18 protein-coding genes are annotated in these 21,689 nt (G+C 70.7%); 9 read left to right on the top strand and 9 right to left on the bottom strand.

Annotated features, from left to right (window positions below; genetic code table 11):
• Position 1: 1 nt before the first annotated feature.
• From ABZ880_RS19660 to ABZ880_RS19650, 3 genes are all read right to left on the bottom strand, one after another.
• Positions 2-505: a DUF2231 domain-containing protein gene (locus ABZ880_RS19660; protein WP_361264195.1), complete on the bottom strand. Its 504-nt coding sequence runs from the start codon at positions 503-505 to the stop codon at positions 2-4.
• A 98-nt stretch (positions 506-603) separates the two neighbouring features.
• Entirely contained in the window at positions 604-1,386 is a 783-nt protein-coding gene (locus tag ABZ880_RS19655) for a hypothetical protein (protein ID WP_361264192.1), read from the bottom strand.
• 153 nt (positions 1,387-1,539) lie between these two features.
• The gene (locus ABZ880_RS19650; protein ID WP_361264189.1) at positions 1,540-3,240 is read right to left on the bottom strand and encodes a PucR family transcriptional regulator ligand-binding domain-containing protein; all 1,701 of its coding nucleotides are present in this window, start codon (positions 3,238-3,240) and stop codon (positions 1,540-1,542) included.
• 366 nt (positions 3,241-3,606) lie between these two features.
• On the opposite strand from ABZ880_RS19650, the gene ABZ880_RS19645 reads away from it, so the two are divergent.
• The 5 genes from ABZ880_RS19645 (at position 3,607) to ABZ880_RS19625 (ending at position 10,370) form a co-directional block, all read left to right on the top strand.
• Positions 3,607-4,497: a xanthine dehydrogenase family protein subunit M gene (locus ABZ880_RS19645; protein WP_361264186.1), complete on the top strand. Its 891-nt coding sequence runs from the start codon at positions 3,607-3,609 to the stop codon at positions 4,495-4,497.
• Complete coding sequence (locus tag ABZ880_RS19640) at positions 4,497-5,081, top strand: (2Fe-2S)-binding protein (RefSeq protein ID WP_361264183.1); 585 nt, start codon at positions 4,497-4,499, stop codon at positions 5,079-5,081. Before ABZ880_RS19645 ends, ABZ880_RS19640 begins: the two co-directional genes overlap by 1 nt.
• A 2-nt stretch (positions 5,082-5,083) precedes the next feature.
• The gene (locus ABZ880_RS19635) at positions 5,084-7,483 is read left to right on the top strand and encodes a molybdopterin cofactor-binding domain-containing protein (protein ID WP_361264180.1); all 2,400 of its coding nucleotides are present in this window, start codon (positions 5,084-5,086) and stop codon (positions 7,481-7,483) included.
• A gap of 230 nt (positions 7,484-7,713) precedes the next feature.
• Positions 7,714-9,171, top strand: a complete 1,458-nt coding sequence (locus ABZ880_RS19630) for an NCS2 family permease (protein ID WP_361264176.1) — start codon at positions 7,714-7,716, stop codon at positions 9,169-9,171.
• 47 nt (positions 9,172-9,218) lie between these two features.
• A complete protein-coding gene (locus ABZ880_RS19625; RefSeq protein ID WP_361264173.1) occupies positions 9,219-10,370 on the top strand; it encodes an XdhC/CoxI family protein in 1,152 nt (383 codons plus the stop codon).
• Positions 10,371-10,385: 15 nt separating this feature from the next.
• On the opposite strand, the gene ABZ880_RS19620 is transcribed toward ABZ880_RS19625, so the two are convergent.
• The 3 genes from ABZ880_RS19620 to ABZ880_RS19610 are packed head-to-tail and all read right to left on the bottom strand — an operon-like array spanning position 10,386 to position 12,716.
• Positions 10,386-11,651, bottom strand: coding sequence for a lanthionine synthetase LanC family protein (locus tag ABZ880_RS19620; protein ID WP_361264170.1), 1,266 nt, complete (start codon positions 11,649-11,651; stop codon positions 10,386-10,388).
• Between the two features lie 49 nt (positions 11,652-11,700).
• Entirely contained in the window at positions 11,701-12,276 is a 576-nt protein-coding gene (locus ABZ880_RS19615; protein ID WP_361264167.1) for a class I SAM-dependent methyltransferase, read from the bottom strand.
• Positions 12,276-12,716, bottom strand: coding sequence for an SRPBCC family protein (locus ABZ880_RS19610; protein WP_361264165.1), 441 nt, complete (start codon positions 12,714-12,716; stop codon positions 12,276-12,278). The genes ABZ880_RS19615 and ABZ880_RS19610 overlap by 1 nt, the downstream gene beginning before the upstream one ends.
• Before the next feature lie 169 nt (positions 12,717-12,885).
• Here ABZ880_RS19610 and ABZ880_RS19605 point away from each other — a divergent pair, with 169 nt between their 5' ends.
• The gene (locus ABZ880_RS19605) at positions 12,886-13,896 is read left to right on the top strand and encodes a DUF2278 family protein (RefSeq protein WP_361264302.1); all 1,011 of its coding nucleotides are present in this window, start codon (positions 12,886-12,888) and stop codon (positions 13,894-13,896) included.
• Positions 13,897-13,994: 98 nt separating this feature from the next.
• Entirely contained in the window at positions 13,995-15,227 is a 1,233-nt protein-coding gene (locus tag ABZ880_RS19600; protein ID WP_361264162.1) for a cytochrome P450, read from the top strand.
• A gap of 26 nt (positions 15,228-15,253) precedes the next feature.
• On the opposite strand, the gene ABZ880_RS19595 is transcribed toward ABZ880_RS19600, so the two are convergent.
• Both ABZ880_RS19595 and ABZ880_RS19590 read right to left on the bottom strand, forming a co-directional pair.
• Positions 15,254-16,675 (bottom strand): family 43 glycosylhydrolase, encoded by a 1,422-nt coding sequence (locus ABZ880_RS19595; protein WP_361264299.1) that lies wholly within the window; start codon positions 16,673-16,675, stop codon positions 15,254-15,256.
• Positions 16,676-16,928: 253 nt separating this feature from the next.
• Positions 16,929-18,428, bottom strand: a complete 1,500-nt coding sequence (locus ABZ880_RS19590) for a family 43 glycosylhydrolase (protein WP_361264159.1) — start codon at positions 18,426-18,428, stop codon at positions 16,929-16,931.
• A gap of 188 nt (positions 18,429-18,616) precedes the next feature.
• On the opposite strand from ABZ880_RS19590, the gene ABZ880_RS19585 reads away from it, so the two are divergent.
• Positions 18,617-19,735 (top strand): substrate-binding domain-containing protein, encoded by a 1,119-nt coding sequence (locus ABZ880_RS19585; RefSeq protein WP_361264156.1) that lies wholly within the window; start codon positions 18,617-18,619, stop codon positions 19,733-19,735.
• Here the strand turns inward: ABZ880_RS19585 and ABZ880_RS19580 are convergent.
• Positions 19,692-20,153 carry a MarR family transcriptional regulator gene (locus tag ABZ880_RS19580; protein ID WP_361264153.1) on the bottom strand — a complete coding sequence of 154 codons (462 nt, stop codon included), beginning with the start codon at positions 20,151-20,153 and terminating at the stop codon, positions 19,692-19,694. The two genes, ABZ880_RS19585 and ABZ880_RS19580, sit on opposite strands and share 44 nt — an antisense overlap.
• 248 nt (positions 20,154-20,401) lie before the next feature.
• Here ABZ880_RS19580 and urtA point away from each other — a divergent pair, with 248 nt between their 5' ends.
• Positions 20,402-21,655, top strand: a complete 1,254-nt coding sequence (gene urtA / locus ABZ880_RS19575; RefSeq protein WP_361264150.1) for an urea ABC transporter substrate-binding protein — start codon at positions 20,402-20,404, stop codon at positions 21,653-21,655.
• The last annotated feature ends 34 nt before the right edge of the window (positions 21,656-21,689 follow it).

Below are 21,689 nucleotides of genomic sequence, written 5' to 3'. Positions count from 1 at the left end.
ATCAGCCGTCGCCGTCTCCCGATCCGGTCGCGGTCTTCGAGAACCCGCCCTGCCATGCGGCCTTCGCACCGGAGTCACCGATGCGGTAGACGTCCACGACGGCACCCGCGGCCACCGCGACGGACAGCACCGCCGCCGCGATCCGCACGACGGAGGCGGACCGGGCGCCGGCCTGCTGCGCGGGCGTGCGGCGGGTCGTCCACCACACCGCGGACGCCAGCACGAACAGTCCCAGGGCCCAGGGGAGCAGCCCGTCCCCGAGTTCCGCGTGCCGCCGTATCAGGGCGTTGCCGGTCACGTGCCGCTCCAGCCATTCGCCGGCCTGTGTGGTCAGCGGCACGCTCGCCAGGGTGACCAGCGCGAGCACCGGCAGGACCAGGCCCATCCTGCGCGCGGCCGACGGCCACAGGGCGCTCACCACCAGGGCCAGTGCCGTCAGCGGGACCAGTACGACGACGAAGTGGACCAGAAGGACATGGACGGGCAGGCCGTTGACGAGGCTCATCGGACGCTTCTCCAAGGGGTCGGGGGCGCGTCAGCCTGGCACAGGAACCTCTCAGGTTCCTCTCAGTCGATCTCCCGCGGGAGCAGGGCCCTCAGCCCTCAGGCCGTCGCCGCGCCCGCCGCCGGCGGGGTCAACTGCCGTGCCAGCCACGTCGGTACGCCCCCCAGGAGCCGGAAGAGCCGGCCCGCTTCCTCCCGAAGGCGCGAGGCTTCCGGTTCCGGCTCCGTGTCCGCCAGGGACGCCAGGGCCGGGGCCGTGCCCACCAGGTAGCCCAACTCCTCCCGGATCCGCAGGGATTCGGCGAAGCCGTGCCGGGCCTCCGCCAACTCGCCCTCCCGCAGGGCGAGTCCGGCGAGGTGGCGCCAGGTGAACGACAGCAGCAGCGGGTCGGCGTGTGCGGTCGCGCCCGCGTGCGCCCGCCGGTAGGCCGCACGGGCGGCCTGCGGGGAGCGGGCCAGGTTCTCGGCGAGCAGTCCGCGCCGGAAGTCCAGCACCGCCCGCCCCGCCGCCCCCGGAGCGATCAGCGCCGCCGCCCGGCCGAGCGCGGCCCGCGCCTCGTCGGCCCGGTCGCGCACCGAGTGCAGCGTCGCCGCGTACGCAAGTTGCCCGCGTTCACAAGCGGCCGCGCCCCGCTCGTCGTCGGTGTGGGCCAGCGCCTCCGCCGTACGCAGCGCGTCCTCGGCCTCTTCCCAGCCCTGCTCGGTGTACAGACACCGCTCCACCAGCAGCGCGGCCCGCTGCAGCGCGGCCGCCGGGGTGTCGGGCCTGAGCAGGGCTGCCGCGTCGGCCCAGCAGGCGCGCGAGCGCAGCCGCCATACCGCGGTCTGGAGAGGATCGTCACCGGCGGTCGTTCCGTTACCAGACATGGCGGAATGCGCCACGTTGCCCTCCCCGAGCACGCCATCGAGCTATGAGTGGTGGCGGCATCTCAGCACGAATCGCGGCGCCCGGCCAAGGGGGTGGGTGAAGGATTTCACAAAGTCGTGGGACGGCGACGGCACTTGGTGCCACCCCAGTGTCATCCCCCGGTGACCTCAGCTCATGCGCAACGCCAGGAAGAAATCGAGCTTGTCCTCCAGTCGCGACAGGTCACGGCTCGTCAACTGCTCGATACGCCCGACCCGATAGCGCAGCGTGTTGACGTGCAGGTGCAGCCGGGTGGCGCAGCGCGTCCAGGAGCCGTCGCAGTCGAGGAACGCCTCGAGGGTGGGGATCAGTTCGGCGCGGTGCCGGCGGTCGTAGTCCCGCAGCGGATCCAGCAGCCGCGCGGTGAAGGCCCGCCGCACGTCGTCCGGGACGAAGGGGAGCAGCAGCACGTGCGAGGCCAGCTCCTGGTGCCCCGCCGCGCACACCCGGCCCGGGCGGGCCGCGGCGACCCTGCGCGCGTGCCGCGCCTCCTCCAGCGCCCCGCGCAGCCCCTCCGCCGAGTGCACGGCCGCACTGACACCCAGCGTGACCTGCCCGTCGTCGTCGAGACCGGCCGACAGCGGATCCCGTACGGACGCCAGGAGCGCGTCGGCGAGGATGCCGGACTCGGAGCCGTCGTGCTCCGCGGAGACCGCCGGCAGCGGTACGAGGGCGATCGCCTCGTCGCCGGTGTGCGCGACGGCGATGCGGTCGGAGGGCTCGGGACCCGTGGCGAGCGGGTCGACGAGGATCTCCTCCAGGAGCGACTGGGTGACCGGCCCCGCCTCGATCTCGCCGCCCTGCCACTCGACGCGGGCCACGACCACCTGCCAGTGCGGGGCGGCCCCGAGCCCGGGCAGCAGCACCGGGGCGGCCACCCGCAGCCGGGCGGCGATCTCGGCGGGCGCCGCACCCGTCTGCACCAGCTCCAGGACCTCCTGCGCGAGCCGGCGCCGCACGGTGCGCGCCGCGTCCCGGCGGTCCCGCTCGACCGAGATCAGCTGCGTGACCCCCTGGAGCAGGTCGAGCCGCTCGGCGGGCCAGTCCCCGGCGTCCGCCTCGACGGCCAGCAGCCAGTCCGACAGCACCGTCTCGCGCACGTCCCGGGAGGCCTGCGCGGAGCGCCCTCCCCCAGCTACCGCTGGGCGGTGCCCCCAGCTGCGGATCGGGAAGAGGCTGTACGTGCCCGGGCCCAGGGTCACCCGGTGCGGCCCGCGCCGGCCGGTGCGCACCGCGGCCAGGTGCTCGGCGGCCAGCCGGGCGCAGAGGTCCGCGGGCAGCCCGGGGCCCGCGACCTTCGGGCCCGCGATCAGCCGCCCGGTGGGGGACAGCACCCAGGCCCGCAGGTCCAGGTCGGAGCCGAGCAGGTCGAGCACCACGTCCGGGCCGCCGCCCGCCGGGCCGGAGGTCATCATCCGCCGGTGCCGGTCCACGACCGCCGCGAGGTCCCCGGCGCGCTCGCCGGAGACCTGCCGTACGACATGCTCGGTGATCGTCGCGAAGGCCACCGACTCGTGCACCGCGAACAGCGGGAGGCGGTGCTGGGCGCAGGCCACGACCAGGTCGTCCGGGATGTCACCCAGCTCCGCCTCGCCGGCCGCCAGCGCGGCCACGCCGGCCTGCACCAGGATCCGTACGAACGGCTCGGAGTCGTCGGCGTCCCGGCGCCAGGCCAGACCCGTGAGCACCAGCTCCCCGCCCGAGAGGTACCGGCTGGGATCCCGGAGGTCGGTGGTCATCACACCGCGCACGGTGCGATCCAGCTCGTCCTCGCCGCCGAGCAGCCGCAGGCCCAGCGCGTCGGTGTCCAGCAGTGCGCGCAGCCGCATTCTCGTCGCCGCCGATCTTTGTCTCGAAATCTACGATGAACTTTGAGGACCTTGTGATGAGGGTGCCCGTCCGGTGAGGTGATGAGCGGTGCTCACCGTCTCCAGGGCCGTGTCCCAGGTCACGCGGGGTGTGTCTCGCGTTTCCACAGGAAAACGAGGCGGTTACTGATGACCTCCGTTCATACGAATCTACAAGATGCCCGCCCTGGCCAGCCAACTCCTTCATGGTTTCGGTGACTGACCGGGCCGCGGCACGTCGCTGTGTACTGACTCCACTCCGCGTAAACAGCACATGAACGAGCCGGTCCCGCCGCACCCGATCTGGCTCGATCCGTTCGACCCACGAGACGAAGAAGAGAGCCGGTCATGGACTTCCTTCGCCCCGCCAGCTGGGAGGAGGCGCTCGCCGCCAAGGCTGAGCACCCCACCGCTGTGCCCATTGCGGGCGGCACCGATGTGATGGTCGAGATCAACTTCGACCACCGGCGGCCCGAGTACCTGCTCGACCTGAACCGCATCACCGACCTCACCGAGTGGGAGGTCGGCGAGGAGACGGTGCGGCTGGGTGCCTCCGTCCCGTACACCGAGATCATGGAGCACCTGCGCGCCGAACTGCCGGGTCTCGCCCTCGCCTCGCACACGGTCGCCTCCCCGCAGATCCGCAACCGCGGCGGCGTCGGCGGCAACCTCGGCACCGCCTCCCCGGCCGGCGACGCCCACCCCGCGCTGCTAGCGGCGGGCGCCGAGGTCGAGGTCGAGTCGGTGCGCGGCTCCCGGCTGATCCCGATCGACGAGTTCTACACCGGCGTCAAGCGCAACGCGCTCGCCCCCGACGAGCTCATCAAGAACGTGCACATCAAGAAGGCCGACGGCCCGCAGCAGTACTCCAAGGTCGGTACGCGCAACGCCATGGTGATCGCCGTGTGCGCCTTCGGGCTCGCGCTGCACTCCGAGACCCGCACCGTGCGCACCGGCATCGGGTCCGCGGCGCCCACCCCGGTCCGGGCCAAGGCCGCCGAGGAGTTCCTGAACGCGGCGCTCGAAGAGGGCGGCTTCTGGGACAACGGAAAGATCATCACCCCGTCGGTCGCCAAGCAGTTCGCGGAGCTGTGCTCCGGCGCCTGCAACCCGATCGACGACGTCCGGGGCACGGCGAGCTACCGCCGCCACGCGGTGGGCGTGATGGCCCGCCGCACGCTGACCTGGACCTGGGAGTCGTACCGCGGCGCCCGCCGCACCACCGAGGGAGCTGCGTAATGCGCGTCAACTTCACCGTCAACGGACGCCCGCAGGAAGCCGACGACGTCTGGGAGGGCGAGAGCCTGCTCTACGTCCTGCGCGAGCGCCTGGGCCTGCCCGGCTCCAAGAACGCCTGCGAGCAGGGCGAGTGCGGCTCCTGCACGGTCCGCCTGGACGGCGTCCCGGTGTGTTCGTGTCTGGTCGCGGCCGGCCAGGTCGAGGGCCGTGACGTCGTGACCGTCGAAGGGCTCGCGGACTTCGCCAAGCAGCGCGCCGAGCACGGCGGTTGCGCCACCGGTGCCTGCGGTACGTCGCTGCAGGACGCCCAGCACTGGGCTGCCAAGGGCCAGGACTCGCAGACCGGCGAGGGCACCGAACTCTCCCCGATCCAGCAGGCGTTCATCGACGCCGGCGCCGTCCAGTGCGGCTTCTGCACCCCGGGTCTGCTGGTCGCCGCCGACGAGATGCTCGAGCGCAACCCGAACCCGACCGACGCGGACATCCGCGAGGCCCTGTCGGGCAACCTGTGCCGCTGCACCGGCTACGAGAAGATCATGGACGCGGTCCGCCTGGCGGCCGCCCGGCAGGGAGAGGCGGTCTGACGATGCCCAGCAACGGCGCTCCCATCGGTACGCCCACCAAGGTCACCCAGGGTTCCCGGACCAAGGGCGGCATCGGTGAGTCCACGCTCCGCCCGGACGGCACCCTCAAGGTCACCGGCGAGTTCGCGTACTCGTCCGACATGTGGCACGAGGACATGCTCTGGGGCCAGATCCTGCGCTCCACGGTCGCGCACGCGGAGATCGTCTCGATCGACACGAGCGAGGCGCTGAAGACCCCGGGCGTGTACGCCGTCATGACGTACGACGACCTGCCGACCGCGGTGAAGAACTACGGCCTGGAGATCCAGGACACCCCGGTCCTCGCGCACGGCAAGGTGCGTCACCACGGCGAGCCGGTCGCCATCGTCGCCGCCGACCATCCGGAGACCGCGCGCCGTGCCGCCGCCAAGATCAAGGTGGACTACCGCGAGCTGCCGGTCATCACCGACGAGGCCTCCGCGACCGCGCCGGACGCGATCCTGGTCCACGAGAACCGCGACGACCACCACATCGGGCACGTCCCGCACCCGAACATCGTGCACCGCCAGCCGATCGTGCGCGGCAACGCCGAAGAGGCCGCCAAGAAGGCCGACTTCGTCGTCAAGGGCGAGTACACCTTCGGCATGCAGGACCAGGCCTTCCTCGGCCCGGAGTCCGGTCTCGCGGTGCCCTCGGAGGACGGCGGCGTCGACCTCTACATCGCCACCCAGTGGCTGCACTCCGACCTGCGCCAGATCGCCCCGGTCCTGGGCCTGCCCGAGGACAAGGTCCGGATGACGCTCTCCGGCGTCGGCGGCGCCTTCGGCGGACGCGAGGACCTGTCGATGCAGATCCACGCCTGCCTGCTCGCGCTGCGCACCGGCAAGCCCGTCAAGATCGTCTACAACCGCTTCGAGTCCTTCTTCGGGCACGTCCACCGCCACCCCGCCAAGCTCTACTACGAGCACGGGGCGACCAAGGACGGCAAGCTCACCCACATGAAGTGCCGGATCGTCCTGGACGGCGGCGCCTACGCCTCCGCCTCCCCGGCGGTCGTCGGCAACGCCTCCTCGCTGAGCGTCGGCCCGTACGTGGTCGACGACGTCGACATCGAGGCCATCGCGCTCTACACCAACAACCCGCCCTGCGGCGCGATGCGCGGCTTCGGCGCGGTCCAGGCGTGCTTCGCCTACGAGGCCCAGATGGACAAGCTCGCCGACAAGGTGGGCATGGACCGGGTGGAGTTCCGTCAGCTCAACGCGATGGAGCAGGGCACGATCATGCCGACCGGGCAGCCCGTCGACTCGCCGGCGCCGGTCGCCGAACTCCTGCGCCGCGTCAAGGCGATGCCACTGCCGCCGGAGCAGCAGTGGCTCCTGGCCGGGGAGGAGGCCGACGTACGTCAGCTGCCCGGCGGTCTGTCCAACACCACCCACGGCGAGGGCGTCGTACGCGGTGTCGGTTACGCGGTCGGCATCAAGAACGTCGGCTTCTCCGAGGGCTTCGACGACTACTCGACGGCCAAGGTCCGCATGGAGGTCGTGGGCGGCGAGCCCGTCGCCATCGTCCACACCGCGATGGCGGAGGTCGGCCAGGGCGGTGTCACCGTCCACGCGCAGATCGCCCGCACCGAACTCGGCGTCGCGCAGGTGACGATCCACCCCGCGGACACACAGGTCGGTTCCGCCGGTTCGACGTCCGCGTCGCGGCAGACGTACGTCACCGGTGGCGCCGTCAAGAACTCCTGCGAGCTCGTCCGGGAGAAGGTCCTGGAGATCGGCCGCAGCAAGTTCGGTCCGTACCACCCGGCTTGGGCGACGGCGGAGTTGCTGCTCGAGGGTGGCAAGGTCGTCACCGACGGCGGCGAGGTCCTCGCCGACCTGGCCGACCTACTGGAAGGCGAGTCCGTCGAGGTCGAGGCGGAGTGGCGGCACCGCCCCACCGAGGCCTTCGACCTGCGCACCGGCCAGGGCTTCGGCCACGTCCAGTACTCCTTCGCCGCGCACCGCGCCGTCGTCGAGGTCGACACCGAGCTCGGCCTGGTCAAGGTGATCGAGCTGGCCTGCGCCCAGGACGTCGGCAAGGCGCTCAACCCGCTGTCCGTCATCGGCCAGATCCAGGGCGGCACCCTCCAGGGCATGGGCATCGCGGTGATGGAGGAGATCATCGTCGATCCCAAGACCGCGAAGGTCAGGAACCCGTCCTTCACGGACTACCTGCTTCCGACGATCCTCGACACGCCGATCATCCCTGTCGACGTGCTCGAACTCGCCGACGACCACGCCCCGTACGGGCTGCGGGGCGTCGGCGAGGCACCCACCCTGTCGTCGACCCCGGCCGTCCTCGCGGCGATCCGGAACGCGACCGGGCTGGAGCTCAACCGCACGCCGGTCCGTCCGGAGCACCTGACCGGCACGGCGTAGCGGCAAGTCTCTCCGGGCGGCGCCGGGAACGTCACACTTCGCCGCGCCGCCCGGAGTACTCAAGCACCGCACCGCTCGCGGAACTTGAAGCACCACCGGCACCACCGTCAGTACCAGAGAGTTCGTTCGTCTCGGGCCGTCCCCCGGGTCGTGCGGCCGAAGCACCTTCCCAAATCCCGCAAACGCAGAGCAACCGCGGGTGCCCCTGTGAACCTTGGGAGTAGGCCCACATGACCCAGCAGTCCCTGGAGCCGACGACCGCCGCCGACGATGCGGGTGAAGGAACCCGTATCCCGGCCGGCAGGTCCTGGCTCGACCGGTACTTTCACATATCCCAGCGAGGATCCTCGGTCGCGCGCGAGGTGCGCGGCGGCGTCACCACCTTCATGGCGATGGCGTACATCCTCCTGCTCAACCCCCTGATCCTGTCCGGCAAGGACGCGGCCGGGGACACGCTCGGGCAGAAGGCCCTCATCACCGCGACCGCGTTCGCGGCGGCCTTCACCACGCTGCTGATGGGCTTCTTCGGCAAGGTGCCCCTGGCGCTCGCCGCCGGCCTCTCCGTCTCCGGCGTCCTGTCCTCGCAGGTCGCCCCGCAGATGACCTGGCCGCAGGCCATGGGCATGTGCGTGATGTACGGCGTCGTCATCATGCTGCTGGTCGTCACCGGCCTGCGCGAGATGATCATGAATGCGATTCCGCTCGCCCTCAAGCACGCGATCACCATGGGCATCGGCCTGTTCGTCGCCCTGATCGGCCTGGTGAAGGCGGGCTTCGTGCACCAGGGCAAGGCGACCCCGGTCACCCTCGGCCCGACCGGTGAACTCGCCGGCTGGCCCGTGCTGCTCTTCGCTGCCACCCTCCTCGCGATCTTCATGCTGCAGGCGCGCGGCATCCCCGGCGCGATCCTGATCGGCATCGTCGGCGGCACCGTACTCGCCGTGGTTCTCAACGGACTTGGCGTCATCGACCCCGAGCAGTGGGCGAGCGGCGCTCCCGAACTGCACGGCAGCGCGGTCTCCATGCCGGACTTCTCGATCTTCGGGCACGTCGAGTTCGGCGGCTGGGGCAGCGTCGGCGCGATGACGGTCGGCATGATCGTGTTCACGCTCGTGCTCGCCGGCTTCTTCGACGCCATGGCGACGATCATCGGCGTCGGCACCGAGGCCAAGCTGGCCGACGAGCAGGGCCGGATGCCGGGCCTGTCCAAGGCGCTGTTCATCGACGGCGCGGGCGGCGCGATCGGCGGCGTCGCGGGCGCCTCCGGCCAGACCGTGTTCGTCGAGTCCGCGACCGGCGTCGGCGAGGGAGCCCGTACCGGACTCTCCTCCGTGGTCACCGGCCTGTTCTTCGCGGCCTGTCTGTTCTTCACCCCGCTGACGGCGATCGTCCCCGGCGAGGTCGCCGCGGCGGCCCTGGTGGTCATCGGCGCCATGATGATGATGAACGCCCGCCATGTGGACTGGGCCGACCGCGCCACCGCGATCCCGGTCTTCCTGACCGTGGTGATCATGCCGTTCACGTACTCCATCACCGCGGGCGTCGCGGCCGGAGTCATCTCCTACGTCGCCATCAAGATCGCCCAGGGCAAGGCGCGGGAGATCGGTGCCTTCATGTGGGGCCTGACAGTGATCTTCCTGGTCTATTTCTCCCTCAATCCCATAGAGAGCTGGATGGGCGTGCACTAGCCGCCCTTCAATGGCCCTCCACACAAACCCCGTTAGGAGACCGACAGATGCTGGACATCGCCGAGGAGCTGAACCGGTGGGTCGAGCAGGGACGCGACTTCGCCGTGGCCACGGTGGTGGCCGTCGGCGGCAGCGCCCCGCGCCAGCCGGGCGCCGCCCTCGCGGTGGACGCCGACGGCACGGCGATCGGCTCGGTCTCCGGGGGCTGTGTGGAGGGCGCCGTGTACGACCTGTGCGGGCAGGCCCTCGAGGACGGCGAAACCGTCCTGGAGAGGTTCGGCTACAGCGACGAGGACGCCTTCGCCGTCGGCCTGACCTGCGGCGGCATCATCGACATCCTCGTCACTCCGGTACGGGCCGGTGACCCCGCCCGGCCGGTGGCCGCGGCCGCGCTGGCCGCCGCCGCTCGTGGGGAGGCGGCGGCGGTGGCGCGGATCGTGTCGGGCCCGGCCCAACTGCTGGGCCGCGCGCTGCTGGTGAGCCCCGAGGGCTCGTACGAGGGCGGCTTCGGCGCCCACCCCGAACTCGACCGCACGGTCGCCGCCGAGTCGTCCGCCTTCCTGGACGCCGGCCGCACCGGCACCCTGGAGATCGGCGAACAGGGCTCGCGCTGCGGGGCCCCGCTCACGGTCCTGGTGGAGTCGTCCGTACCGCCGCCCCGGATGATCGTGTTCGGCGCGATCGACTTCGCGTCGGCGCTGGTGCGGATCGGCAAGTTCCTGAACTACCACGTGACGGTGTGCGACGCCCGTCCCGTCTTCGCCACCAGGACCCGCTTCCCGGAGGCGGACGACATCGTCGTCGAATGGCCGCACAAGTACCTGGAGCGGACGTCCGTGGACGGCCGCACGGTCCTGTGCGTGCTCACGCACGACGCAAAGTTCGACGTACCCCTGCTGCAGCTGGCGTTGCGCCTCCCGGTGGCGTACGTCGGCGCCATGGGCTCCCGCCGCACCCACCTCGACCGCAACGAACGCCTTCGCGAAGTCGGCGTCACCGAGCTGGAGTTGGCCCGGCTGCGGTCCCCGATCGGCCTCGACCTCGGTGCTCGTACGCCCGAGGAGACGGCCCTGTCGATCGCCTCGGAGATCGTCGCCAACCGCCGTGGCGGCAGCGGGGCCTCGCTGACCGGCGCGCACACCCCGATCCACCACGACGCCACGTCGGCGCCGGCGCGGCGGATCGGGTCGGTGGCCTGAGCCGTCCGGGAGTGCTCAGGCCGCCGGGCGCACCGGCGGCTGGTCCGGCCAGGTGACCGCGTACGCCGGGTCGCCGCCGCGGCTCAGCCGTACGAAGCGCAGCAGTTCCCGCACGATGCCCGCGTTGCCCATCGCCCACCCGGTGTGGGGTTCGAGGTCGCCCGGGGTGGCCCGGTGCTCGAAGTTCGACCAGCGGGTGCCCTCGCCGTCCCGGGTCGCCCGGGCGACGATGTCGGCGACGAGGACGCGGGCGAACTCGGCGCCGTCGCCCTGCTCGGCCATCCGGTCGCAGGCCAGGGCGAGGACACCGGCCGTACCGCAGCAGCGGCCGTTGTTGTCCCAGAAGCCGGGGCGCAGCCGCTCGGGGATCCCGGAGCGGACCACGGTGTGCCAGCAGCGGTCGGCGAGGGCCGGCCAGACGGGATCGCCGGTGACGTCCCTGAGCAGTCGGAAGACCTGGGCGTCGCCCGCCGGGCCGTGGCACCAGCCGTAGCTGATGCGCTGCACGATGTCGGGGCGGTAGTGCGGGTCCGAGTGCGGGACCAGGAAGCCGTCCGGACCGGCCTCGTCGCGGGACACGACGTCCGCGGCACCGGCCAGCGCCGCCTCGACGAAGTCCGCACGGCCGGTCGCCCGGCCCACCTCGGCCAGCCCGGCGACCATGCCGAGGGTGCCGTGCGAGATGTGGTGCAGGCGCGACACCGCGTCCGGGCGGTGCGCCCAGTGGACGCCCGCCGGGGTCTTCTCGGCCGTACGCAGATAGGGCTCCATGGCGAGTACGGCCAACTCGGCGTCGCCCAGCGCCGATGCGCCCAGCCCGATGCCCGCGTTGCCGCCCATGAGCTCGAACAGCTCGCCCCAGCGGGTCCCGTCGAAGCGTGACCGCACGCCCTGAAGGGTCCGGTCCGCGGCGGCACCGGCAGCGCCGTCGCCGAGCTCGTCGTGAACGGCCCGCAGGGCGACGGCGATTCCGGTGCGGCCGAAGTACAGGCCGTCGTGGTCGGCGTCGTCGACGGCTGCGGCCAGGCCGCGGGCCGCGCGCAGGGCGGTGTCGCCGTAGGAGTCGTCGCCGAAGTGCCGTCGTGCCTCCAGGAGCACCGGCACCACTCCTGCCGTACCGCTGTAGAACGTCGGGTCGAGCTCGTCGTCGGAGGGCTTCTCCGGCCAGCCGAGTCCGCCGCCGTCCGTCTCCCGCGCCGTCGCGAGCAGCCGGCGCAGCCCGTCCACCGCGAGCGCCTCGACCTCGTCCACCACCACGGTCGTACCGTCAACTGCCGTCATGGCGACCACTGTTGCATGCCGCGCACGACCGGCCCCGACAGCCGGGCGATCAGCGGACGGGTGCGCGCAGCACGACGATGCGCAGCCCGTCCGGCTCAAGGTCGTACCAGTGGCCCCGGCTCCAGTCGCCCAGGAGCGCGCCGACCTCGGCCGCCGTCAGCCCGATGTGGCGGCGCTCCTCGGGCAGCCGCTCCGCCAGCGGTGTCGTCACCACCCATGCACCGCCGGGCGCCAGCAGTCCCCGCACCCGCTCCGAGGCCGCCTCCTTGTCCGCCATGAACGCGAGGACGAGCCGCATGGTGACGAGGTGGAAGGCGGCCTGCGGCAGGCGTGCCGTCGCGTCCTCGAAGTCGAGCCCGGCCACCTCCAGCCGGGGTTCCAGGTCGGCGTACCGGTCCCGTGTCGCCGCCACCGCCGAGTCGGCCCAGTCGACCGCGAGCGTGCGGTAGCCGAGACCGGCCAGGGCGGCCGCGTACGTACCGAGGCCGCAGCCGACGTCCAGGGCCCGGGTTCCGGCGCGTGGGCGTACGGCCTCGGCGAGCAGCCCCATCTCGCGGTCGTCGGCGCGGTGGAAGCCCTTGCCCGCGGCGAACATGTCCTCCCAGTGGGCCCGCGCGGCAGGCATCACGGCATCCTGAGGAGGCGGTTGACCGCTCGGCCGAACACATGGCGGGCCGCCTGCCGGAGGACCGGATCGAAGAGGCCCGGCAGCCACCGGACCGCCAACTCCTCGCGCCAGACCACCCGGCTGCGCCCGCCCGGCCCCGGCCGCACCTCCAGTTCGGCCCACCCCGTCACGACCCTCCCCCGCTTCTCCAGCCGGCACAGACCGTGGGTGTCGTCCGTCGGCGGGCGCCACACCGTGACCTCCATCGGGTCGTCGAAGGCCAGCGGACCGAGCCCCGAACGTGCCACGAAGACCGTGCCCTCACGGGTCGGCGGGGGAGTGGTGACCGTGACGCGGGTCAGGGGGACCACCTCGCCATGATGGGTCCACTCGGTGAGGCGGCGCCATGCCTCGTCGAGGGGGAGCGGTGCCGTGCGTTCGAGGAGGAAGTTGACCACGTAACGAATCGTAGGGAATCCGGGCTGCTCAGAGGGGTGTTCATCGGCGCGTCACACACTTGGCCCAGCGATGAAATCACCGCGAACGCGGGGTCGCATAAGCTCCCATCCCTCTACCATTCACCCCATGGGCGGGCAATCCGCCTGCCCCCGGGGGAAGTTGGTCGCCATGCCACTCAAGGCCTACGGCGTACTCATCACGCAGGCGGTCGGCACGCGGCGCGAGGGCGCCGCCGACACACCGCACTACCAGATCCACCTCAAGGACGACGGCGGCACGCACTACCGCGCCGCCGTCAACGTCCTGTCCCAGGAGCGGCCCTCCGAGCTGCTCTACCTCGTCGACGAGGACTTCCGGCACCCCGTCACCGCCCGCCTGAACGGCCTGCCGAGCGGCTGGAACACCCTGCCGCCCGGGCCCGGCGGCCCGAACCTCGACTTCGTGCGCGGCAACCTCTTCGACCCCGCGAAGATGCGGACCCTGCCCCCGGACGTCTCCGGCCCGGACAACGACCTGGCCGACGTCCTCGACCACTACGTACAGCGCGCGGTCGAGGACGGCGAGGCCCGGCTGTACGTCTTCGGCGAGCGCTTCGGTCCCGAACCGGCCGTCAAGGACAAGGTGTTCGGCTTCCTGCCCGGCAACGGCCTGCACGACATCCACATGAACCAGGGCAACAGCCGGAAGTTCCAGCGCGACGACGGCGTCTGGCAGGACGGCGGGATGCTCGTCCACTTCCCGGCGCAGGACCGCTGGGTCGGCATCTTCCTCGCCTTCCAGAGCCAGTCCTGGCACACGGACGACGCCACCGGACACGCCCTCGACGACGTCGACGGCGACCGTCCCGAGCCGGGCACCCGGCCGGTTCGCATCGTCGCGGCGCTCGTCAACCCGCCCGGCCCGGCGCCCGAGGCGGAGACGGTGACCCTGATCAACGCCTCGCCCGCGCCCCTCGACCTGACCGGCTGGCACCTCGTCGACCGCATCGGCCAGAGTTCCGCCGTGCCGCCGGGGCCGCTCGCCGCCGGTGCCTGTCTGCTCGTCCGTCTCACCGGCGGCGCCCAACTCGGCAACCACGGCGGGGAGATCACCCTCCTGGACGCCGGTGGTCTCAAGGTGCACGGCGTCTCGTACACCGCCGAGCAGGCCGCCCGCGAGGGCTGGTCCGTGGTGTTCTGACCGCCACGTCCGTGCTGCTGCAGACACCTACCGCATCCGCACACCCGTACGGCACCATGAGCCCGACCCCGCACCACCGCCGGCCGGGAGGGCGTCTCGTGGATCGTGAACTGCACGGCAGACTGGACGAGTTGCAGCGCGACCCCTACCCGCACTACGAGCGTGCGCGACTTGCGGACGGGCTGACCCACGTCGCCGAACTCGACGCCTGGCTGGTCGCCCGCGACGCCGACGTACGCGAAGTCCTGCGCCGGCCCGCGGAGTTCTCCTCGGCGAACGCTCTCCTGCCCGACGTGCTGCCCGCGCCCGCCGCGCTCGCCGTCCTCGGCGGCGGGTTCGGCGGGCGGCCCGTCGTGGTCACCGCCGACGGCGCACTCCACCAGCAGTTACGCGCGCCGATCGTGCGCGGGCTGTCGCCGGCCCGTGTCGCTGCCGCACTGCCGTATGCCGCCGAGCGGGCTGCCGCCCTGGTCGACGGCTTCGTGAAGGACGGCCATGTCGAGCTGATGTCGGCGTACGCCGGGAAGCTCCCCGGTGACGTCATCGGCCGTGTTGTCGGGCTCGACCCCGCCGACGTGCCGGCCGTCGTGCACGGCGGGCATCGGGCCGAGGAGCTGCTGTTCCGCCCGCTGGAGGAGGACGAGCAGGTCGCCGCGGCCGAGGACGTCGTCGCCATGCAGCACATCCTCGACCGGTACGCACGCGAGCGGCACGCCGAGCCGCGCGAGGACCTCTGTACGGAGCTGGTCGCGTCCCTCGTCGGCGAAGGCGAGAGTGAGGGTGCGGGCGAGCTGACTCTGGAGCACCGGCACGAACTCGTCGCCCATCTCCAGAACCTGCTGATCGCCGGGCACTTGACCACGACCGCACTCATCGGCACGACCGTCCTGCACCTGCTGCGGCACCCGCGTCAGTGGGAGTTGCTGTGCGCCGAACCCGAGCGGATCCCGGCGGCCGTCGAGGAGGCCGCCCGCTACGACGGCGCCCTGCAGGGCTTCCGCCGGGTCACCACCGGCCCGGTCACCCTCGCCGGTACCGAACTCCCCGCCGGGGCAACGCTGTTCGTGGCGTTCGGCGGCGCCAACCGGGACGCCGCCCGCCATCCGCGCCCCGACGAGTTCGACATCACCCGCACCGCCGAACGCCACCTCGCCTTCGGCCTCGGCGCCCACGGATGCCCCGGCTCCCAGCTGGCCCGCGAGCAACTCCGCCTCACACTGGAGGAGTTGACCCGCAGGCTGCCGGGACTTCGACTGGCGGACGACCGTCCGGTCACCATGCGGCCGACGATGATCCACCGTTCACCGGAGGCCCTGCACCTGACCTGGTGAGTCAGGGCTGTTCAGGTCCGCGGGGATCACTGCCCGTAGAAGGTGGCGTCCCCCTTGTCCGTCGCCGTGCTCGGGGTCTGCACGTACAGCAGGTAGTTGTAGTGCCGGATGTAGCGCCCGGCGTAGTTGTACGACTCGTAGGAGACGCCGGCGGAGTCGGACAGACCGGCCCGCTTGTAGAACGTGGCGTCGGAGGCGAAGGCCGACGTCCCGTCGTTCTTCTCCAGCCACACCTCGAAGTTCTTGTGACGGAGGTAGTAGCCGGGGTAGTTGGCCGACTCCAGCGAGACCGTCCCGCTGCCGGCCAGCCCGGTCACGACACGGAACTGCGAGTCCGCGAGCGGGCTGACGCTCGCCTCGATCTTCGCGCGGTAGTCGTAGTGGCGGATGAAGCGGTCCGGGTAGTTGTACGACGAGAAGCGCTGCGGGGTGACGCCGTCGGCGACCGGGATGCCGAAGTCGGGGGTGCCGTCGGCCTTCCAGTAGATCTTCTGGACGCGGGTGCGGCGGTTGGGGTCGTTCAGCGGGTCGCCGGTGATGTCCTTGTAGCTGCGGTCGTGGTAGACGAGGATGTCCGACTTGCCGTCCTCGGAGACGGTGAAGGAGTTGTGGCCGGGGCCGTACTGCGAGGTCGAGTCGTTCGACTTGAAGACCGGCTGCGAACCCTTCGACCAGGACGCCGGGTCGGTCAGGTCGGCCGTCGCGGATGCGGTGAGCATCCCCAGGCAGTAGTTGGCGTCCGTGGCGCTCGCCGAGTACGTCATGAAGACCTTGCCGCCGTGCTGGATCACCGCGGGGCCCTCGTTGACCTTGTAGCCGACGGTCTCCCAGGACAGCGTCGGCTGCGAGATCTCGGCCGGAGTCCCCTGAATCGTCCAGGGATTGGCCAACTTGGCAATGAACAGGCTGGTGTTGTTGTCCTCGGACGGGTTGCGCTGGGCCCAGGCGAGGTAGCGGACGCCGTTCACGACGAAGGTGGTGGAGTCGAGCGAGAAGCTCTCCCAGGCCGTCTTGATCTGGCCCTTCTCGGTCCAGGTGGCGGTGAGCGGATTGGCACCGGTGCCTTCGAGCACGTACATCCGGATCGCCCACTGGTCACTGGTCGACCCGGCGGCGAAGTACACGTACCACTTGCCGTCGATGTAGTGGATCTCCGGCGCCCAGATGTGCGCGCCCATGACCCCGCTGCTGTGCTTGGTCCAGATCGTGGTCTCGGCGGCCGTCGACAGGCCCTGGATGGTGGTGGCCCGGCGCAGCACGATGCGGTCGTACTCGGGCACGGTCGCGGTGAAGTAGTAGTAGCCGTCGGTGTGTTTGTAGATCTGGGGGTCGGCCCGCTTCTCCGCGATCGGGTTGGTGTAGGTCACCGCGGGGGAGTCGGGCACGGCGGCGCGGGCGGCGGTGCCCGGTCCGGCGAGGCAGGCAGGCATGGCGACGAGCGCAGCCATGAGCAGGCGAACGAGGTTGCGTCTCAAGGGAGTTCTCCAGAACAAGGGTGGGGGATGAGTGGGGCGGCGGATCAGCCCGACCGCGGGAAACGGCGCCCTGCAGGCGATCCGAGCGGGGCCATGGACGCCCTCCGCTCGACCGGGGCCGGGCGGAGGGCGTGCAGCTGCAAGGCGGAGGAGCCGTTGTCGGTCAGCCGCTGCCGCGGCGGGCGCGTCCCCGGCCCGCGGCGCCGAGCTGATCCGCCGGACAGGCTCAGGTGGTCGGAACGAGGCGCCACTGCTGGCAGTTGTTGTTCAGCCAGGTCCACTGCCGTACGTCCGTGCCGTTCGCGGTGCCGCAGTCGGCCACGTCGGCGACCTTGCCGCTGTTCTCGTTGACGATCCGCACGTAGTCGCCGGTGGCCGTGAACACGAGCCGGGAGCGCTGGCACTTGTTGTTCAGCCAGGACCACTGCCGGATGTCCGCCCCGTCGGCCGTGGAGCAGTCGGCGGTGTCCAGCACCTTGCCGGTGGCCACGTTCACCAGCCGGCTGGTGTCGTCGCCGAGGTCCTCGACCTTCCACTTCTGGTTGGTGCCGCCGTTGCAGGTCCACTGCTGGACGTTGGCGCCGTCGGCGGTGTTGCCGCCCGAGACGTCCAGGCACTTGCCGCTGTTGCGGTTCACGAGCGTGTACGACGTCGGGGTCGCCGCGGTCTCGCCGGACGGGCCGGGCAACGTGGTGCCGAGGGCGACCGGGGTGCCGAAGTTGGGGGTGCCGTCCGAGTTCCAGGTGAACTTCTGCGCGCGGGTGGTGCGTCCGTTGCCGCAGCCGCCGGAGGACGAGGAGTTGGCGTGGTAGACGATCCAGTTCTCGGTGCCGTCGGGCGAGGTGAAGAAGCCGTTGTGCCCGGGCCCGTACACGCCGTTCGCGTCACTGCGCTGGAAGACCGGCGTCGACTTCTTCGTCCACGACGAGGCGCTGAGCGGGTCCGAACCCGTCAACTCCAGCTGGCCCAGCTTGTAGTCGGCGGTCTGGCAGTAGCTCGCCGAGTAGGTCAGGAAGGTGCGGCCGTTGTGATACAGCGGCTCCGGGCCCTCGTTGACCGGCGCGCCCGACTTCTCCCAGTCCAGCGTCGGACTGGAGATGACCGTGAAGGTGCTGCTGGAGAGCGTGTACGGGTTGCTCATCGGCGCGATGACCAGGCTCTGCGCACTGCCGTTCACAAAGCCGCTGCCCACCAGGTACAGCTTGTTGTTCGCCTGCAGCACGCTCGCGTCGATGAGCCAGCCGCTCGGCGAGAGGTTGGATCCGGTGAGCGTGTTCTTGTACGTGTACGGGCCGAGCGGATCCGTACCGGCGCTCTCCAGTACGTGCGTGCGCTGCGAGTCGCAGCACGCCACACCGCTCTGCCCGGCCGAGTAGTACAGATACCAGTGCCCGTCGATGAAGTGGATCTCCGGCGCCCAGATGTTGGTGTTGCGCGTCGACGTGGTGTCCGACCACACCTGGACGTTGGGCGCGGTGGCCAGCCCCGCCAGGGTCGGCGACTTGCGCATGCCGAGGATGCCCGTGAACGTCGTGGTGATCAGGTAGTAGTTGCCGTCGTAGTACTCCAGCCAGGGGTCGGCGCCCTTCGCGGACTTGAGCGGATTGGTGTACGGGCGGCCGTCCGCCGCGGACGCCGGCTGCGTCGCCGCCACCAGCGCGAGGAGTACGGCGAGCACGCAGAGGAAGAGCGGTCTGCGGCGCGTCCTGAGATCTGTCCGAGGCATACGAGACCGTCCCTTGTCCGTATCACTCCAGTAGTGATGTTCGCAATCTCGAACGGAGTTCGTGATTCCGGCCAGAACATAGAAGTGGGGGCATGCTCCCGTCAACGGTTCGGTCATCTGCGCTCTGCATTCGCTTGGTTGTCCGCTCCTGCGGACCGTCCGCCAGGCTCCTGCGCCATCATGTGCGCATGCGCCGCCCGCCACCCCGCCTCCACCTGCCCGACTGGTTCACGGCCGACGACTCGGCCCTGAACGTCGCGCTCGTGTACCCGATGCAGGGGCCCGCCGGCATCTTCGGCCCCACCTGCGAGGCGTGCGCACGGCTCGCCGCCGAGGAGATCAACAAGGCGGGCGGGGTGCTGGGCCGGGAGTTGAGGCTGCTCGAGGTGGACGGCGGAGCCGAGCCGGGGCGGGTCGCCGAGGAGGTCGAGGCGCTGGTGACGACGGGGGTGGTGCAGGGCGTCACCGGCTGGCACATCTCATCCGTACGGCAGGCCGTCGCACCCCGGATCGCCCACCGGGTGCCGTACGTCTACACGGCCCTGTACGAGGGCGGCGAGCGCACCGAGGGCGTCTACATGACGAGCGAGACGCCCGCCTGGCAACTGCTGCCCGCCATGCGGCTGTTGGCCGAGACCCGGCAGGTGCGCCGCTGGTTCGTCGTCGGCAACAACTACGTCTGGCCACGGCGCACCGCCCGCGCCGCCCGCCGCTATGCGCGCGAGGTCCGGGGCCGGGTCTGCGGCGAGGCCTATCTGCCGCTGGGCGCCGAGGACTTCGGCGACGTGCTGCGGCGCATCGAGCACACGGACGCCGACGCCGTACTGATGCTGCTGGTGGGCAGCGACGCCGTCCGCTTCAACCGGGCCTTCGCCGCCGCCGGACTCGACCAGCGCTGCCTCAGGCTGAGCACGCTGATGGACGAGAACATGCTGCTGGGCAGCGGTCCCGAGGCCACCGCCGACCTGTTCAGCACGGCCGGGTTCTTCACCTCGCTCGCGGACCGCAACAGTATGGATTTCCACGGCAGTTACGCCGACCGCTTCGGCGCCGACGCGCCCGTCCCGGGCAGCCTCGGCGAGTCATGCTACGAAGGCGTCCTGCTGCTCGCCGCGCTCGTCGAACGGGCCCGCACCCTCGACGTGTCCGCGATCGGAGCCACCGCCGAGGACGTCTCCTACGAGGGCCCGCGCGGACTCGTCGGCCTCGACGGGCGGCACGTCCGTCAGCGCATCTACCTCGCGCAGGCCGACGGACTCGACTTCAACGTGCTCGCCCAACTCCGGTCGCCGCACGACCTGTTGTGACCTCGCTGTCGAGGGTTTCCGCAAGTCGCTCCAGCAGTGCCCGCAGCTGCTCGCCGTCCACCTGATCGAGCAGCGGGAGCAGTTCCGCGCGGACCCGACGATCGATCTGCTGCCAGAACTGCAGGCCGCGTGGGGTGAGTTGGGCGAGGATGCGGCGACGGTCGAACGGATCGGTGCGCCGGTACACCCAGTTCTGATCGACAAGGTGGTCCATCAGTTTGGTCAGGCTCGGCGGCGGCAGAAAGGCGCAGTCGGCTATGGCCGTCATGTTGTGCCCCTGACCGTCGGCCAGCAGTGCGAGCACCCGCCATGCCTCCACCGAGCACCCCGACTCGTCCAGTACCTGCTGCAACCGGCGGGTGGAGAGACGCTCGGCCCGGGTCAGCAACTGGAGCAGGTCCTGGGGCCGGGTCGCCATCGCACTCCTCGAAGTAACGGTTCCAAGGCGGGTGTTGAACAGCGTACCCGCGATCACTCCGACCCGTAATTAATGCTTCCTGCGGGAAGTATTAGCAACTGTTCATCAATCGCGGCGAAACGCCACGGAAACAGCACCGGCGCAGTCTGTGGACCGCGCTTCCGCAGCTCAACAGCCAAGTGCGCTCCCGCATTTCCCTCCCGAATTTCACGATCTCTTTTCATTGCCTTCGGGCAAGGAGGTATTGCATGTCCGGGCTCAGCCTCAGCAGGCGCAATCTTCTGGCCGGCGCCTCCGCCCTCGGCGCGTCCGCGGCGCTCACCGCGTGCGGCGCCAAGACCGGCACCGACACCTCGTCCGACGCCGGTGCCAAGGCGGACACCTCCGGCAGCACCGTGAAGGTGGGTCTGCTGAACTCGCTCTCGGGCACCATGGCGATCAGCGAAGTCACCGTCCACAACTCCCTGTTGCTCGCCGTCAAGGAGATCAACGCGGCGGGCGGTGTGCTGGGCAAGAAGCTCAAGCCGATCAGCCAGGACGGCGCCTCCGACTGGCCGACCTTCGCCGAGAAGGCCGAGACCCTCATCAAGGACGACAAGGTCGTCGCCACCTTCGGCTGCTGGACCTCCGCCAGCCGCAAGGCCGTCAAGCCGGTCTTCGAGCGGTACAAGTCGCTGCTCTACTACCCCGTGCAGTACGAGGGCCTGGAGGAGTCGCCGTACATCTTCTACATCGGCGCCACCACCAACCAGCAGATCGTGCCCGCCCTCGACTACCTGAAGAAGCAGGGCCTGACGCGGCTCTACCTCGTCGGCAGCGACTACGTCTTCCCGCGCACCGCCAACAAGATCATCAAGGCGTATGCGAAGGCCAAGGGCATGAAGGTGGTCGGCGAGGACTACGCGCCGCTCGGCTCAACGGAGTTCAGCACCATCGTCAACAAGGTGAAGGGCGCCGGCGCGGACGCCGTGTTCAACACCCTCAACGGCGACAGCAACGTGGCCTTCTTCAAGGAGTACAAGTCCGCGGGCCTCACGGCCAAGAGCCTGCCGGTGCTCTCCGTCTCCATCGCCGAGGAGGAGGTCAAGAGCATCGGAACGCAGTACCTGGAAGGCCAGTTGACCGCCTGGAACTACTACGAGACCACCCCGGGCGCGGCCAACAAGAAGTTCGTGGCGGCCTACCAGGCCGCCTACGGCAAGGGGAAGCCGACCTCCGACCCGATGGAGGCCGCGTACATCTCGGTCTACCTCTGGAAGGAGATGGTCGAGAAGGCGGGTTCCTTCGACGTCGCCAAGGTCAAGGCCGCCAGCGACGGCATCGTCTTCGAGGCCCCCGAGGGCAAGGTCACCGTCGACGGAGCCAGCCAGCACGTCTACAAGACGGCCCGCATCGGCAAGGTCGGCTCCGACGGCCTCATCGAGGAGGTCTGGAACTCCGGCAAGCCGATCAAGCCGGACCCGTACCTGAAGGGCTACGACTGGGCCTCCGGCCTGTCCTGAAGCCCACGTCCCCGTGCTGAACCCGGCGCCGCCC

Source organism: Streptomyces sp. NPDC047043 (assembly GCF_040644055.1).
In the GTDB taxonomy this organism is placed as follows: domain Bacteria; phylum Actinomycetota; class Actinomycetes; order Streptomycetales; family Streptomycetaceae; genus Streptomyces.
This window is presented reverse-complemented; position numbering and strand designations above follow the sequence as displayed.

What these genes read in the sequence shown, in the direction of transcription:
- ABZ880_RS19605 (WP_361264302.1), top strand. Translation starts at nt 12,886, where the DNA reads ATGCCACTCAAGGCCTACGGCGTACTCATCACGCAGGCGGTCGGCACG.
- ABZ880_RS19585 (WP_361264156.1), top strand. Translation starts at nt 18,617, where the DNA reads ATGCGCCGCCCGCCACCCCGCCTCCACCTGCCCGACTGGTTCACGGCC.
- ABZ880_RS19595 (WP_361264299.1), bottom strand. Translation starts at nt 16,675, where the DNA reads ATGGCTGCGCTCGTCGCCATGCCTGCCTGCCTCGCCGGACCGGGCACC.
- ABZ880_RS19640 (WP_361264183.1), top strand. Translation starts at nt 4,497, where the DNA reads ATGCGCGTCAACTTCACCGTCAACGGACGCCCGCAGGAAGCCGACGAC.
- ABZ880_RS19615 (WP_361264167.1), bottom strand. Translation starts at nt 12,276, where the DNA reads ATGCCTGCCGCGCGGGCCCACTGGGAGGACATGTTCGCCGCGGGCAAG.
- ABZ880_RS19635 (WP_361264180.1), top strand. Translation starts at nt 5,084, where the DNA reads ATGCCCAGCAACGGCGCTCCCATCGGTACGCCCACCAAGGTCACCCAG.
- ABZ880_RS19590 (WP_361264159.1), bottom strand. Translation starts at nt 18,428, where the DNA reads ATGCCTCGGACAGATCTCAGGACGCGCCGCAGACCGCTCTTCCTCTGC.
- ABZ880_RS19650 (WP_361264189.1), bottom strand. Translation starts at nt 3,240, where the DNA reads ATGCGGCTGCGCGCACTGCTGGACACCGACGCGCTGGGCCTGCGGCTG.
- urtA (WP_361264150.1), top strand. Translation starts at nt 20,402, where the DNA reads ATGTCCGGGCTCAGCCTCAGCAGGCGCAATCTTCTGGCCGGCGCCTCC.
- ABZ880_RS19645 (WP_361264186.1), top strand. Translation starts at nt 3,607, where the DNA reads ATGGACTTCCTTCGCCCCGCCAGCTGGGAGGAGGCGCTCGCCGCCAAG.
- ABZ880_RS19630 (WP_361264176.1), top strand. Translation starts at nt 7,714, where the DNA reads ATGACCCAGCAGTCCCTGGAGCCGACGACCGCCGCCGACGATGCGGGT.
- ABZ880_RS19580 (WP_361264153.1), bottom strand. Translation starts at nt 20,153, where the DNA reads ATGGCGACCCGGCCCCAGGACCTGCTCCAGTTGCTGACCCGGGCCGAG.
- ABZ880_RS19625 (WP_361264173.1), top strand. Translation starts at nt 9,219, where the DNA reads ATGCTGGACATCGCCGAGGAGCTGAACCGGTGGGTCGAGCAGGGACGC.
- ABZ880_RS19660 (WP_361264195.1), bottom strand. Translation starts at nt 505, where the DNA reads ATGAGCCTCGTCAACGGCCTGCCCGTCCATGTCCTTCTGGTCCACTTC.
- ABZ880_RS19620 (WP_361264170.1), bottom strand. Translation starts at nt 11,651, where the DNA reads ATGACGGCAGTTGACGGTACGACCGTGGTGGTGGACGAGGTCGAGGCG.